At 70.3% G+C, this 13,821-nt stretch carries 14 protein-coding genes; 1 reads left to right on the top strand and 13 read right to left on the bottom strand.

Translation table 11 applies throughout. The features are described 5' to 3' along the window. Positions 1-25 precede the first annotated feature (25 nt). The 13 genes from KIP79_RS19030 to KIP79_RS18970 all read right to left on the bottom strand — a co-directional run bounded on the left by KIP79_RS19030 (position 26) and on the right by KIP79_RS18970 (position 13,382). Positions 26-1,153 (bottom strand): CaiB/BaiF CoA transferase family protein, encoded by a 1,128-nt coding sequence (locus KIP79_RS19030; RefSeq protein ID WP_214106189.1) that lies wholly within the window; start codon positions 1,151-1,153, stop codon positions 26-28. Then, positions 1,150-2,820: an AMP-binding protein gene (locus KIP79_RS19025; RefSeq protein WP_214106188.1), complete on the bottom strand. Its 1,671-nt coding sequence runs from the start codon at positions 2,818-2,820 to the stop codon at positions 1,150-1,152. Before KIP79_RS19025 ends, KIP79_RS19030 begins: the two co-directional genes overlap by 4 nt. Then, complete coding sequence (locus KIP79_RS19020; protein ID WP_214106187.1) at positions 2,817-3,872, bottom strand: acyl-CoA dehydrogenase family protein; 1,056 nt, start codon at positions 3,870-3,872, stop codon at positions 2,817-2,819. Before KIP79_RS19020 ends, KIP79_RS19025 begins: the two co-directional genes overlap by 4 nt. 79 nt (positions 3,873-3,951) lie before the next feature. Then, a complete protein-coding gene (locus KIP79_RS19015) occupies positions 3,952-4,821 on the bottom strand; it encodes a 3-hydroxyacyl-CoA dehydrogenase family protein (RefSeq protein WP_214106186.1) in 870 nt (289 codons plus the stop codon). Positions 4,822-4,833: 12 nt separating this feature from the next. Next, on the bottom strand, positions 4,834-5,712 hold the full coding sequence (locus KIP79_RS49515) for a 3-hydroxyacyl-CoA dehydrogenase family protein (protein WP_214106185.1): 879 nt from the start codon (positions 5,710-5,712) through the stop codon (positions 4,834-4,836). Between the two features lie 21 nt (positions 5,713-5,733). Beyond that, positions 5,734-6,486: an SDR family NAD(P)-dependent oxidoreductase gene (locus tag KIP79_RS19005; protein WP_214106184.1), complete on the bottom strand. Its 753-nt coding sequence runs from the start codon at positions 6,484-6,486 to the stop codon at positions 5,734-5,736. Continuing rightward, positions 6,483-7,706, bottom strand: a complete 1,224-nt coding sequence (locus KIP79_RS19000; RefSeq protein WP_214106183.1) for an acyl-CoA dehydrogenase family protein — start codon at positions 7,704-7,706, stop codon at positions 6,483-6,485. The genes KIP79_RS19005 and KIP79_RS19000 overlap by 4 nt, the downstream gene beginning before the upstream one ends. After that, positions 7,703-8,110, bottom strand: coding sequence for an enoyl-CoA hydratase/isomerase family protein (locus KIP79_RS49510; protein WP_308169785.1), 408 nt, complete (start codon positions 8,108-8,110; stop codon positions 7,703-7,705). Before KIP79_RS49510 ends, KIP79_RS19000 begins: the two co-directional genes overlap by 4 nt. After that, positions 8,107-9,318, bottom strand: coding sequence for a CaiB/BaiF CoA transferase family protein (locus KIP79_RS18990; RefSeq protein WP_214106182.1), 1,212 nt, complete (start codon positions 9,316-9,318; stop codon positions 8,107-8,109). Before KIP79_RS18990 ends, KIP79_RS49510 begins: the two co-directional genes overlap by 4 nt. A 61-nt stretch (positions 9,319-9,379) precedes the next feature. Next, the gene (locus tag KIP79_RS18985; protein WP_214106181.1) at positions 9,380-10,555 is read right to left on the bottom strand and encodes a Rieske 2Fe-2S domain-containing protein; all 1,176 of its coding nucleotides are present in this window, start codon (positions 10,553-10,555) and stop codon (positions 9,380-9,382) included. A 2-nt stretch (positions 10,556-10,557) separates the two neighbouring features. Beyond that, positions 10,558-11,454: a hypothetical protein gene (locus tag KIP79_RS18980; protein ID WP_214106180.1), complete on the bottom strand. Its 897-nt coding sequence runs from the start codon at positions 11,452-11,454 to the stop codon at positions 10,558-10,560. Positions 11,455-11,700: 246 nt separating this feature from the next. Then, complete coding sequence (locus KIP79_RS18975) at positions 11,701-12,468, bottom strand: FadR/GntR family transcriptional regulator (RefSeq protein WP_214106179.1); 768 nt, start codon at positions 12,466-12,468, stop codon at positions 11,701-11,703. Positions 12,469-12,617: 149 nt separating this feature from the next. Then, on the bottom strand, positions 12,618-13,382 hold the full coding sequence (locus tag KIP79_RS18970) for an IclR family transcriptional regulator (protein ID WP_308169784.1): 765 nt from the start codon (positions 13,380-13,382) through the stop codon (positions 12,618-12,620). Positions 13,383-13,641: 259 nt separating this feature from the next. Here KIP79_RS18970 and KIP79_RS49505 point away from each other — a divergent pair, with 259 nt between their 5' ends. Beyond that, positions 13,642-13,821 carry a 4-hydroxy-2-oxovalerate aldolase family protein gene (locus tag KIP79_RS49505; RefSeq protein ID WP_250213457.1) on the top strand — a complete coding sequence of 60 codons (180 nt, stop codon included), beginning with the start codon at positions 13,642-13,644 and terminating at the stop codon, positions 13,819-13,821.

The following is a 13,821-nucleotide window of genomic DNA, read 5'->3' as shown; positions in this document are numbered from 1 at the left end:
GGCAGGGGCGCGCTCTGGCGCACGGTCAGCCCCACGGCGAGTCGTCGCCGAGGTCGACGAGTGAGGGATACGCCGTCGACGACGGCGTGCCCCGCAGGCTCTGGGCGATCGGGCTGGGCAGCGTGGGGAAGGACCGGCCGGTGCCGGGTGCGGTGACCCGCTCGGGAGCATCGACGTCGACGAGACCCGCGGCGACCGCCTCGTCCCAGGTCGAGACGACCACCGTGCAGACGTCCTCGCCGTCGAGGACCGACCGCCAGTGGTCACTGGGCTCCGCCGCGAACCGCGCACCGAGCGCCGCGATCACCGCCTGCTCCTGGCCCTCGTCGTCCCAGAGCCTCCGATCGAGGTCGACCAGGTCGACGAGCCGGTCCCAGAACTTCTGCTCGAGGGCCGCGCAGGCGATGTGCCGCCCGTCGGCGGTCGGGTAGACCTGGTAGCGCGGGCTGCCGCCGGTGAGCAGCTCGGCGCCCGGCCGGGGCCATCCCCCGCCGGCCTGGTGGGTGGCGAAGTAGCCGTAGGCGAGGACCTGCAGGTTGTGCGTCATCGAGACCTGCAGGTGTGCGCCTCCGCCGCCGAGGTCGCGCCGACGCAGCGCCAGCAGGATGTTGACCACCGCCGGATAGGTGCCGCCGGCGATGTCGGCGAGCACGGTCACCGGCAGGGTCGGCGAGCCGGTGGCGTCCGCGACCACGCCGAGCAGGCCCGACTCCGCCATATAGTTGAGGTCGTGCCCGGCCCGGGACGCGTGTGGACCGGTCGCGCCGTACCCGGTGATCGAGCAGTAGACGACGTCCGGGTTGACCGCGCACACGGAGTCGTACCCGAGCCCGAGCCGATCGGCGACACCGGGCCGGAACTGCTCCACCACGACGTCGGCCTCGGCTGCGAGCTCGAGCACCCGGTCGCGTTGCACGGGGTCCTTGAGGTCGACGCCGTAGGCACGCTTGCCGCGGTTCAGGACGGCGTAGTTCGCGCTCGCCTCCCCGAACCTCGGCAGGTAGCTGCGCATCTCGTCGCCCCGGCCCGGCCGTTCGAGCTTGACCACGTCGGCGCCCGCCTCGGCGAGCAGCAGCGTGGCGAGCGGACCCGGGAGCAGTGTCGAGAGGTCGAGCACCTTGATGCCCGCCAGGGGCGGCGCGTCGGCGCTCATCCCAGCATCTCCCGCAGCTTGAACTTCTGGATCTTGCCGCTCGGCGTCATGGGCAGCTCCGGAAGGCTGATCACCTGCTCCGGCAGGTAGTGCTTGGAGAGGCCCCGCTCGAGCAGGTACGCCGCGAGCGTGTCGACCGTGAGCTCGGGTCGGCCTTCCTTGACCACGAGCACCGCGCAGATGAGCTCGCCCAGCCGCTCGTCGGGGGCGCCGACGACGGCGGCGTTGACGACGTCGGGGTGATCGAAGATGACGGACTCCACGTCGGTCACCGGGATGTTCTCGCCGCCGCGGATGATGATGTCCTTGCTGCGGCCGCGCAGGCTCAACCAGCCGTGCTCGTCGACGCTGGCGCGGTCGCCGGTCCGGAACCACAGGCCCGGCAGGAAGGCCTCGTCGGTGGCGTCGGGCCGGTCGTAGTAGCCGTAGACGACGCCCGGGCCGCGCATCAGCAGGTCGCCGATCTCGCCCGTCGGCACGTCGTCGCCGTCGGCGTCGACGACGCGAACCGCGGAGCCGGCGAAGACCGAGCCGTCGGTGCGCTGGATGGCGGGCGGCTCCTTGGGCGTGCAGGAGCTCATGATGCTGCATTCGGTCATGCCCCACGCCGGCGCGACGTACGCGCCGAGCGCCTCCTGCGCCTGGGCGGGCAGGTTGCGCGGCACCGGGGAGCCCGCGATGACCAGGCAGGTCAGCGGGCAGTCCGGGTCGTCGACGAGGTCGGTGCGCATCATGTCCTGCAGGAAGGTCGGGGCACCGAAGAACGTCGTCACCCGCTCCTCGCGAATGATCCGCACGCCCCACGCCGGGTCCCACCGATCGACGTAGACCCCGGTTCCGGCGAACAGCACCGTCATCACGATCCCCCAGGCGAAGCCGGTGTGGTGGCCCACGGGTGAGGCGACCAGGTGGACCACGGGGTCGCCGTACACCTGCGGACCGACGTGCTCGACCTGCCGCCGGATGGCGTAGATCAGCGTGTTGTGGCTGTGCATGGCGCCCTTGGGCTCGCCGGTCGTGCCGGAGGTGAAGCCGAGGTAGCAGACCCGGCTGGGTTCCGGTTCGGGGAGCGTATGGCTGGGGACGTCGTCGTGGCTGGACCACAACGACTCGCCTTCGCGCAGCCCGGACTCGTCGTCGTCGAGGAGGACGACGTGCTCGAGCGTGGGGATCTCGGCTCGCAGCCGGCGGGAGAGGTCGAGATGCTCGATGCTGCGCCAGCGGCGCGGAACCACCAGGACCTTGGCCTTGCTCCGGCGCAGGATGGCCGCGGCCTGCCGCTCGCCGTATGCGACCGGGATGCCTCCGTAGACGGCGCCCAGCTCGTTGATCCCGAAGACCATCTCGGGGTACTCGATCCAGTTCGGCAGCATCAGCACGACGGCATCGCCCACGCCGACTCCGAGAGAGGCGAAGACGCTTGCGGCGTGGTGCGCGTTGGCGTCGAACTCCCGGTAGGTGCGGGTCACGCGGTCGCCCTGCGTGTGGTGGCCGACGAGGGCGACCCGATCAGGGTGGGCCTGGGCGGCCTGGGTGAGCAACGAGCGCAACGAGCGCTCCTCCCACCATCCCGCCTCACGCCACTCGCGGGCGACCGCGTCCGTGACGGGGGTGTGCTGGCCGTCCAGCACATCGGCCAGCTTCGGGTGGCTCCGGGTCGTGGTCATGACGCCTTCCTGTGCAGGGTGTCGGTGTCCGGTCGTCCCACCAGCAGGCGCGCAGCACGCACGGCTGCGCCGTGCAGGTCGATCGCGGCGCGCAGAGAGACGGCATCGCGAAGAAGGCGCTCGGGTGGGTACTCGGTCAGGTAGCCGTAGCCGCCGTGCGACTGGAGCGCCGCGGCGGCGACCTCGACCGCTCCGTCGCAGGCTTCTCGGGCTGCAGCCAGTGCGCGGATCGGGTCGGTGAGTGGGTCGAGTGCGGCGGTGAGGGCCACCGACGCGCCGGCAGCCTGCTCGAGCAACGACTGGCGCACCGTCGGGAGCGCAGTCAGTGCGTCGCCGAACTGGTGCCGGTCGGCGGAGTAGGCGGTCGCGGCATCCACGGCCGCGGACGCGATCCCGGCCGCGACCAGGGCGGCGCCGCGGTGCAGCCGCGCCCGCGCTCGGTCGGCATCCACGCCGCGCAGCTCGACCACGTCGCCGCTTCCGGCGTCGACCCGTGCCGAGCGGGTGAGCGCTCCGCCGAGGCCGCTGCGCCGGAGCGCCGTCATCGTCAGCGCCGAGCGCTGCACCAGCAGGGCTGCGTCCGGGCCGTCCAGCACCAGCAGGTGCGGCTCCTCCGCCGCAGCGTCGACTCGGTCGACCGTGCCCCGCAGGATGTCGCCGTCCCAGGCCAGGCGGACGTGGGGCGAACTCGCGTCCACCACCGCCACGGCGGCGGCACCGAGGTGCAGGGCGCCGACGAGCTGCGCACACCGGGCGTCGGGGCCCACGACGGCCACGGCCGCGTGTGCCTGGACCGAGGCCCAGCCGAGCGCCGGCCAGCTGCGGCCCAGCTGCGTCCAGGCAACTGCGGTGGTGACGGCGTCTGCGCCGCCTCCGCCGTACGACTCCTCGACGCCCAGCGTCCAGACGCCGAGCTCGGCGAGTGTGGAGACGAGGCCGCGTACGACATCGGGGGTGTCGGTCAGCGTCACATCCCGGTCGCCGGCGAGGCTCTGCAGCATGCTCAGCAGGTCGAGCTGGTCGGCGTCGAGCGTCGGGCCCCGCCAGGTCATGACCAGAAGCTCTCGGGCTCGGGGTCGCGGCGCTCCGCGAACGCGGCGCTGACCTCGTGGGCCTCCCGGGACGGCACGTTCATCGGCTTTCCTTCTTCCCGGTGCGGAATCCCTGGCCGCTCTTGGCACCCAGCCGTCCGGCGGCCACCATCCGCCGCAGCAGAGGCGGCGGGGAGTAACGGTCGTCGCCGGTGGCGGCGTGAGCGCTCGCGGTCGCGCGCAGGTGGACGTCGAGGCCGATCATGTCGAGCATCTCGAGCGGTCCGGTCTTGTAGCCGAGCCCCAGGCGGAGCGCGAGGTCGATGTCCTCGGCGGTGGCCAGCCCGTCGTCGTACTCGGCGATGACGTCGTTGAGGTACGGCAGCAGCAGCGCGTTGACGAGGAACCCGGGCCGGTCCTCGACGACGACGGGCTTCTTGCCGTCCAGCATGTCGACGAACGCGACGAGCCGGTCGATGAGCGCCTCGTCGGTCTGCAGCGCTCGGACCACCTCGACGGTGCGCATCATCGGTGCGGGGTTGAAGAAGTGGAGACCGGCGACCCGGGTCGGGTTGGGGAGCGCCGCGGCGAGGTCGGTGACCGACAGGGTCGAGGTGTTGGTCAGGATCGGAGTGTCGACTCCGACCACGTCGGCCACTCGCGCGAGCAGCGCCTTCTTGAGCTCGGCGTCCTCGGTGACCGACTCGACCACGAGGTCGACGCCGGCCAGATCCGCGACCTCGGTGGTCCCCGTAATCCGGCTCAGCACCGCTTTCCTGGTGTCCTCAGTGAGCTTGCCGCGGGCCACCCCGCCCGCGAGGAGCTCGGCGACCGCGACCGTGCCGGCCCCGATCCGGGACTGGTCTGCCTCCAGCACGACCACGTCGCGGCCGGCGGCGGCGAAGACCTGGGCTATCCCGGCACCCATGGTCCCGAAGCCGAGCAGGCCGACCCTCTGGAAGTCGTTCATCGAGCTCTCCTCTCAGGACCCGAAGAGACGGGTGTCGTCGTAGTCGTAGAACCCGCGGCCGGTCTTGCGGCCGAGGTCGCCCGCGGCGACCATCCGCTCGACCATCGGCGGCGGGAAGAAGCGCGGGTCGCGCAGCTGCTCGTAGAGCCGGGTCGCGACCTGCTGGTGGATGTCGAGGCCGACGATGTCGAGCAGCCGGAACGGGCCCATCGGGTGACCGAGCGAGCCGAGGACGGCCTCGTCGATCGCCTCCTTGCTCGCGATGCCGGCCTCGAGCGCGGCGATGCACGAGTTCTCCCACGGGATGAGGAAGCGGTTGACGATGAAGCCGGGGCGGTCCTTGGTGACCACGCTGGTCTTGCCCAGGGAGGCGAGGAACTCGACGGTCGCCTTGTGAGCCCAGTCGGCCGTGTGGCGGCCGTCCGCGACCTCGACGAGCTTCATCAGCGGCGCCGGGTTGCAGTAGTGGGTGCCGACGACCCGCTCGGGAAGCCGGGAGCCGGACGCGATGCCGGTGACCGAGAGCGTCGAGGTGTTGGTATGGAAGAGGGTCGCGGGCGACACGATCTCGTCGAGCCGTCCGAAGGTTTCCTTCTTGAGAGCCAGGTCCTCGAAGACCGCCTCGACGACCACGTCGCACGGCGCCAGGTCGGCGAGGTCGGTGCTGCCGGCCAGCGCGTCCTTCGCGGCCTGCCCGGCCGTCCCGTCGAGCTTCCCGAGCTGCACGCTGCGGTCGAAGAACGCGTGCACGGTGTCGATGCCGCGACGGAGGTTGGTCTCATCGACGTCGAAGAGGATGGTCCGGTGCCCGGCCCGGGTCATCACGGTTGCGATGCCCGACCCCATGGTCCCGGCGCCGAGGACGGCGACGGTCTTGCTCTCGTTGCTCACTGATACTCCTGGGATGTGCGGTCAGCGGACGGACTGGCCGCCGTCGACGACGATGACTTCGCCGGTCATGAAGTCCGAGGCGCTGCCGGCCAGCAGCAGCAGCCATGGCTGGAGCTCGTCGGGCTCCCCCATGCGGCGGGCGGGGATGGCGCGCACGACCTTCGCGAAGGTATCGGCGTCCTTGCGCAGGTCGGCGTTCAGCGGGGTGGCGAAGTAGCCGGGCGCGATGGCGTTGACCTGGACGCCGGCGCGGGCCCACTCCATGGCGATCGACCGGGTGAACCCGATGACGCCGGCCTTCGAGGCCGAGTACGCCGCGTGGTTGGGCACGCCCTGGAGTGCGAAGTTGGAGGCGATGTTGATGACCTTGCCCGAGCCCTGGGCGGTCAGGTGGCGCCCGGCCGCCCGGGTGGCCAGGTAGGTCCCGCGCAGGTTGGTGGCGAGGACCTGATCCCACTCGTCGGCGCCCTGGTCGAGCAGCGGCGTCGAGGCGACGATCCCGGAGTTGTTGACCAGGATGTCCAGGCGCCCGAACGTCTCGACGGTCGCCTGGACCATCCGTTCGACGGACGCCTCGTCGGTGATGTCGGTCGGGCAGGCGAGCGCCTCGCCGCCGCCCGCCTTGGCCTCCTCGACGAACGAATTGAGCTCGCCGGAGGTGCGGGAGGCGACCGTGACCGATGCTCCGGCGCCGACGAGGGCCTCGGCCATCGATCGCCCGAGGCCCCGTCCGGCACCGGTGACGATGGCGACCTTGCCGGTGAGGTCGGTCATGACAGCTCTCCCATCGCGCGGGTGGTCTCGCGGCCGATCAACAGTCGCTGGATCTCGTTGGTGCCGTCGTAGATCTGGGTGACCTTGGCATCGCGCAGGCATCGCTCGACGCCGAGGACGGCGAGGTCGCCGTAAGGTCCGAGGAGCCGGGTGGCGGCCACCGCCGCGGCGAACCCGAGGTCGGTGCAGGCCTGCTTCATCATGCCGATCTGGCCGGTCGGGATGTCGGTCGAGCCGTCGACCTGACGGGCCACCGCGTGCAGCAGGAGGCGGCCCTGGAGGATCCGGCCGCGCAGCTCGGCCAGCGCGAAGGTCTGCTCGTCGGGCAGCCGGGCACCGTGCTGCCGGGTCAGGAACGCCAACGTCCGCGCGTACGCCGCCCGAGCCAGGCCGACGCCCTGGGCCGCCGCGCTGATGCGCGACTTGACCACCGAACTCATCACAACCTGCCAGCCCCCGCCCTCGTCTCCCAGGAGGTGGTCGGCAGGGATCTGCACGCCGTCGAAGAAGAGCTCTGCGGTGCTCGAGCCGTGCATGCCGAGCTTGGCGAATGGCCGGCCGTGCGTGACGCCCTCCCAGCTGCCGTCGACGACGAAGGCGGTGATGCCGCGCCGCCCGAGCGACCGGTCGGTCGTCGCGAAGCAGATGATCACCCTGGCGCGGTCACCGGTGGTGATGAAGGTCTTGGAACCGTTCAGCAGGTAGCCGTCCCCGGTGGGCCGGGCCGTCGTCTGGAGGCTGGCGACGTCGCTGCCGGCCTGGGGCTCTGTGATGCCGAGCGAGCCGTAGACCGAACCGCGGACCAAACCGGGGACGTACCGCTCGGCGAGCTGGTCGCTGCCGGCGATCAGGATCGGGTACGCCGCGTGCATCTGGGTCATGAAGACCAGTGAGGTGGCCGCGCACCCGGCGGTGATCTCCTCCATGGCGACGGCGTACGCGACGTTGGTGTCGCCGGTGCCGCCGAGCCGCTCGGGGAAGACGAGCCCCATGAGGCCCGCGGAGGCGAGCGCCTGGACACTGTCGTGCGCGAAGTCCTGCGCCTCGTCGAGCCCAGCGGCGCGGGGAGCGACCTCGCGGGAGACCACATTGCGGGCGACTGCCCGGACCTCGAGCTCGCGCTCGGTCAGCGCCGCATCGGCAGCAGGCTCGTCGAGCGCGTCGTGGAGGGCCACGTACGCCTTGGGGCTCACGTCGAGATCGAGCGGCTCGATGCTCATGCCGGCTCCTGCCGGACGAGGTCGGCGAAGGCGGCGGGCCGCCGGGCCAAGCGCGGCAGCCGCTGCGTGCCGCCGTACCCGGGGATGAGGCCGAGTCCCGACTCCGGCAGCCCGAGCGACGCTCGCGTGGACAACACCGGGAAGGTGGAGGCCAGCACGAGCTCGAAGCCACCGCCGAGGGCCACGCCGTTGACCGCCGCGATGACCGGGACCGCGACCCGTTCGATGTCGCGCAGGGCGCGCTGCCCGGCCTCCATGGTGCGGCGGGCCTCGTCCTCCGCGTCCAGCACGGCGGCTCGCAGCCGCCCGAGCACCTCGGCGTTCAGCGCGTTGAAGACCTCAGGCCGGTCGATCGTGACGACCACGACCGCACCGCGGCGTTCGGTGCGGACAGGGCCGGTCACGAGGCGAGCACCCCCTTGGGCAGCCCGACGGCACCCGCGGCGGCGAGCTCGTCCACCTGCTGGTCGCTGTAGCCCAGGTCGACCAGGATCGTGCGCGTGTCTGCTCCGAGCCCGGGGAAGCGCTCATTGCGGGGCGTGTCCTGGGAGGCCAGCCGGAACGGGCTGCGGACGCTCACGAGCTCCTGCTGGAAGCCGGGGACGGGAAGCAGGGAGCCGCGCGCGATGACCTGCGGATCCTTGACCACCTCGGCGAGCGTCTGGACCAGCGAGACCGGGATCTCGGCCTTCCCGAGGATGCGAAGCCAGTCGGAGGCCGATCGAGTGGCCAGCCGCTCCCCGACCTCGGCGGTGATCCGGGTCCGCTGGTCGCGGCGTCCGGCGTTGTCGGCCAGGGCCGGATCCGCCGCGAGGTCGGGGAGCCCAACCGCGCCGCAGAAGCGCTTCCACATCGCGTCGTTTCCGATCGCGACCACGATGGTGCGGTCGGCGGCCTCGAAGGACTGGTAGATGGCGAGCACCGAGTCGGTGCCGCCGCTCGGCGCCGGCTCCGGCTCGTCGACGCTGTACGCCGCGATCCGGGGCGCCATGAGCGCCAGGTCGGTGTCGAGAAGGGAGACGTCGATGGTCTCCCCCTCGCCTGTCCGAGCCTGGCGGACCAGTGCGGCGTTGATGGCGATCGCGGCCGCCATGCCGGTGACCACGTCGGACAGGGCCGTGGAGACCCGCTGCGGGGTGCCACCCTTCGCGCCGGTCACCGACATCAGCCCGGAGCGTGCCTGGGCGACCAGGTCGTAGCCGGGTAGGTCGCTGTCGGGGCCGTCGAGACCGAAGCCCGACACCGCGCAGTAGACCAGGCGCGGGTTGCGGACCCGCAGAGTGTCTCCGTCGATGCCGAGACGGGTCAGCTTCCCGGGGTTCATGTTCTGGAGGAAGACGTCCGCCGTGTCGAGCAGGCGCAGCAGCACCTCCCGGCCTTCCGGCGCGCGGAGGTTGACGACCAGCGAACCCTTGTTGCGGTTCGCGGACGCGAACCACGCAGAGGCCCCCTCGACGAACGGCGGGCCCCACCCGCGGGCGTCGTCACCGTGACCGGGCCGCTCGACCTTGATCACCGTGGCTCCGAGGTCGGCGAGGTACATCGCCGCGGTCGGCCCGGCGTACGAGGTGGTCATGTCGACCACGCGCACGCCGGCCAGAGGGCCACTCACAGAGTCAGTCATCGTCACCGTTCTCATGTCGAACATCTATGCCTGGCATGGTGTGCTCCGGCTACGTCGGCCAGACGTCGGAGGCCGACGGCTCACCGGCGACGAACTCGGCGACGCGACTCAAGAACATGCGCCGGAGCTGGAGGATGGCTCGATCCGACCTGCCCAGGTTCTGCAGGTTCGCATCGGCGATGTGGCGCATCGCCTGCTGCGTCAGCGCGTCCTCGATGCCCTGCAGCTTGGGGTGGTCGACGAAGTCGATCAGCCTCTTCTCACCGCGAATGATCTGCTGGGCGCAGTCCTCGGTGAGCGGGTACCTCGCGGCGACCTCCTCGAGCTCCTTCTGAGTCTGTCGCCACTCACGAGCACCCTCCTCGTCGGTGTGGATCGACATGATCCCGAAGCCCTTGTGGTTCTCGTCGTCGATGGGAACGCGCCAGTAGAGGTTCTCGAGCGTTCCGATGCGCATAGGGATGATCAGGTGCATCACGTTGGGGAACAGGACCGTGACTCGTGCGTGGAGTCCCTCGTCGTCGACCTGCTCGACCCTGACGCCGTACTCCAGGCGCTCAACGGTGAAGTCACGCACGACGGCGGCATCGCCGGAGAATCCGGTGCGAGTCAGCTCCGGGTTGGCCGACAGCGCGTGCGTGTAGGGCACGTGCGCCAGGTCCATCGAGTTCTCATGGTTGAGATACCAATTGCAGTATCGACGGTAGACCTCGGCTTCGAGGACGGGGGCGGATGCCATCCCGTGCCCATGAGCCCGTGAGTACGCCGCGATGTCGGGGAACGCCGGCTCGGGCCCCTCTCCGAGGTACACGAAGATCAGCCCGAACTCCTCGCGGACCGGACGCGTTCCGATGGTGACGCGCTCGAGGAGAGCCGGGGTCTGCAGCGGGGCTTCGACGCAGCGCCCGTCCGCGCCGAACTTCCAGCCGTGGAACTGGCAACGGATGGCGTCGCCCTCGACGTTGCCGATCGACAGCTTGGTCAGCCGGTGCGGGCACAGGGCGTCCATCACCACCGGCCGTCCGCTCTCGCCTCGGAAGAGCGTGAGCTCCTCGCTCATGATCGTGACCGGCTGAGCCTGCCCGGCCTCCAGGTCGACAGAGCGAGCGATGGGCTGCCAGAAGCTGCGCAGATACCGGCCGGCGGGAGTCCCTGGTCCGGTCTCGAACGGGGTGAGCGTCCTGACCCGATCGGCCAGAGGCTCCGGCGGAAGTAGTGTGGTCACGATCAGCTCCTTTCGTACAAGGCCTTGTTGATGAACATGCCGCGGTCGACGAAGTCGGGACGCGGCACTCCGAACACGTCGATTCGCTGGTTCAACCCGGCACCGATGGGTCGACTCGTGTGGATGTTCCCGGCCGGGATGATGGTGATCGACGGACTCGTCACGTGCACGTGCTCGTCGGCGCGCCAGTCGGCCAGTCGCGCCGTCCATGGCCGCCGGACGTGATGGACGTACTCACCGGCGAGCGTCACGCTGGCCTGCTCGTAGTCAGCGTGGCTGTGCGGCGTCATCCGGCTCGTGTCCGCAGGTCCGACCTCCGGCTCGAACCAGTTGACCGTCAGGGAGTCGGTCCGGAACGGTCGTCCGGGGACCTCCCCCACGGCCTCGAAGTCGGCCACGGAGTAGACCTGAAGACCGCGCGGCGCGCGCGAGGGCGTCAGCGCGGGGAGCTCCTCGACCGCAGGATCGCGTACGGCGTAGGCCTGGCTGTTCCGCGCCTGAGCCAGCACCTGCGTGGCACGGGCCGTGAAGACACTCAGCACGAAGCCGGGAGCGCTTCCCACGACGCGAGACTCACCTGCCGGAACGACGACCAGCGACTGGCCTCCGACCTGCACGGGGCCCTGTCCCGCCGCGGACACCTCGACCGAGGCCTCGTCCAGGACGGCCAGCACGTGCTCGTCGGGGGTGTCGACGTGGCGCAGCTCGCTGCCCGCGTCCAGCCAGGTCAAGCCGATCACGAAGTTCTGGGCGCGGTAGAGCCAGGAGTGCTCCCCCGTTCCGAGCCGCCATCCCGTCGACAGCTGTCCGGCGGCGTCGGCGACGACGTAGTCGGCGCTCAGCTCGAAGAACTGAGCTGGACGCGGAGGAACTGGCAGAAGTGCTTCGTCTCGGGTCAAGGAGCGTCCTTCGCTGCTGGCAGATGACATCTCGTATTACGAGATGTCATCTCGTTAACAATTTCGTCATGCTGACCGACAATAGACTTTCTGTCAACCGGATGAGGCCGCTCAGAAGCGCCGTGGCTCCCCCTCCGCGCCACGCGCGGAGGGGGAGCCACGGTCTACTGCTGCGAGGTCCCGACGGAGATGGAGGGCGAGGACCGGAGATGCCCGCCGGGCGGGCACCGCGTCATGCCTGCTCGCCTAGGGGGTCGACGACGCGCCGTCCCGCTCCGCCGCCTGATGAGTGGTGATGTGCTTGCGGAGGTAGGTGAGGTGCTCGATGATCGCCTCCTCGCCCGCGGCGGGATCCTGCTGCTCGATCGCGCGCAGGATGCGCTGATGCTGCAGGACGGTCTCCCGGCCGACCTCGGGGGACAGCTCGAGGTAGTGCACCGGCTCGGTCGCGTGATGAAGCGCCTCGACGAGGCTCGCCAGCACCCGGTTTCCGGCGGCGCGTGCGATCAGGGTGTGGAACGCGCGGTCCAGCTCGGGAATCTCCGGATCGTCCACGGAGGCGGTCTTCTGCCGTTCGACGATCTCCTGCAGACGCTTCAGCTCCTCCTCCCCGCGGTTGACGGCCGCCAGCTGGACGGACGGGACCTCCAGGAGCTGCCGGGCATCCGCGACCTCGTCGAACTCGACCGTGCCGAGGGCGAGCAGGTTCTCGACGGACTCACTCATCACCGCACCGAGCAAGCGGTAGTCGACCGACTGGACGAAGTTCCCGCCCCTCGCGCCCGGCACCTTCGTGATGAGGTGCTGCGAGGTCAGGGTTCGAAGAGCCTCTCGCAGGGTCGTCCGGCTGACGTTGAACTGTCGGGCGAGCTCTGCCTCCGGGGGGAGCATCTCGCCTGGCTGCAGCTCGTTGGAGAGGATCGCCTCGCGGATCGTCTCCTCCACCTGCTGCCGGGGGCGGAGCACCTTGCGTCCGATGACCTTCGACGCTTTGCCGGACCTGTCCTGCTTCATATCCGTCCTATTCCGCGCCTGAGACATCCCTGGACAGTAGATCTCGGGACGTCCCGAGACCGGCCCCTGCGACGCCGCACCGGGGGACGCACCCTATCCCAGGACATGTCGAGTATTGACAACCTGTCGAATGTCGAATGTCGGCACTGTCATCCGCCCCGATACCCGGGAAACCCGCGCCGCACCATCACGTTGCTCAAGGCCACTGCCGTCGCCTGGAGTGCCGCGACATGACGCTCAGGCCGGAAGCGCCCCGTGGGGCCGGTGAGGCTGATCGCCGCCACTGCGCCGTCGGCGCCGACGAGCGGCGCGGCGACGCACGTGATGCCCAGAGCCGACTCCTCTCGATCGAAGGCCACCCCGGTGCGCCGGATGGCAGTCACCGCCTTCGACAGGCTCCCTGGGGCGACGATGGTGTGCGGCGTCCTCCGCTCCAAGGGCTTGGACAACACCGACTGCCGCAGCGAGGGGTCGCCGAACGCGAGCAGCACCTTGCCGATGGCGGTGCAATGCAGCGGCATCCGCCCACCGACGCGCGAGGGGCTGCGCACCTGTCTGTGACCGTTGATCTTGGAGACGTAGACGACCTCGGCGCCGTCCAGCACTCCTAGGTGGACCGTCTCGTGAGTCCGCTCATACAGGTCCAGCAGGAACGGGATGGCCAGCTCGAGCAGGCCGCGTTCGGCGGACGCGCGCATTCCCAGCTCGAACAAGCCACCGCTCAGCCGATAGCCGGAGCTCTCCCTCGCGAGGAGCCGCAGCGCCACCAGCTCCTGGCACAACCGGTAGACGGTCGCCTTGTGCAGCCCGGTGCGACGTACCAGCTCCGCCAGCGGCAGCGCCTGGTCGCCGATGGCGAAGGACCGCAAGATCAGCGTCGCCTTGCCGAGAACTGTCTCCGTGCCGACCGTCACATCTCGCATCGTAGTCGAACGTTTCGCTCACCGAGACGTAGGTCTGTTCAGCAGGCGACGCAAGGGGGACAGTTGTCGCCATGGAGCCCCCCGTCCGCGCCCGTCGCGAGCGACGAGATCCTCGCCGCCGTGCGCCGACTCGAGACAGCTCGCGCGTCCGGGCTCGCCTGTCCCCCGGTGCGCGACCTCATCGGTGCCCACGACCTGCAAGCCGTCTACGCCGTCCAGCGCGAGCTCACCGAGAGGCGTCCGGCCGGCGGTGCCCCGCGCAATCGGGCACAAGATCGGGCTCACCTCGCCCGCGGTCCAGGCCGGCGCACGGTACGGCGTCGATGTCCGAGAGATCTTGATGGAGTGCGGACGACGCAAGCTGGTCGGCGGGCAGGAGGACATGATCGTCGACATCGCTCTGCAACTGACTGGATCGGAGACTTCCTGA

It is taken from the genome of Acrocarpospora catenulata, from assembly GCF_018476525.1.
Classification (GTDB): domain Bacteria; phylum Actinomycetota; class Actinomycetes; order Streptosporangiales; family Streptosporangiaceae; genus Acrocarpospora; species Acrocarpospora catenulata.
Note: the sequence above shows the minus strand (reverse complement) of the source record. Positions and strands in the feature narration are given on the sequence as shown.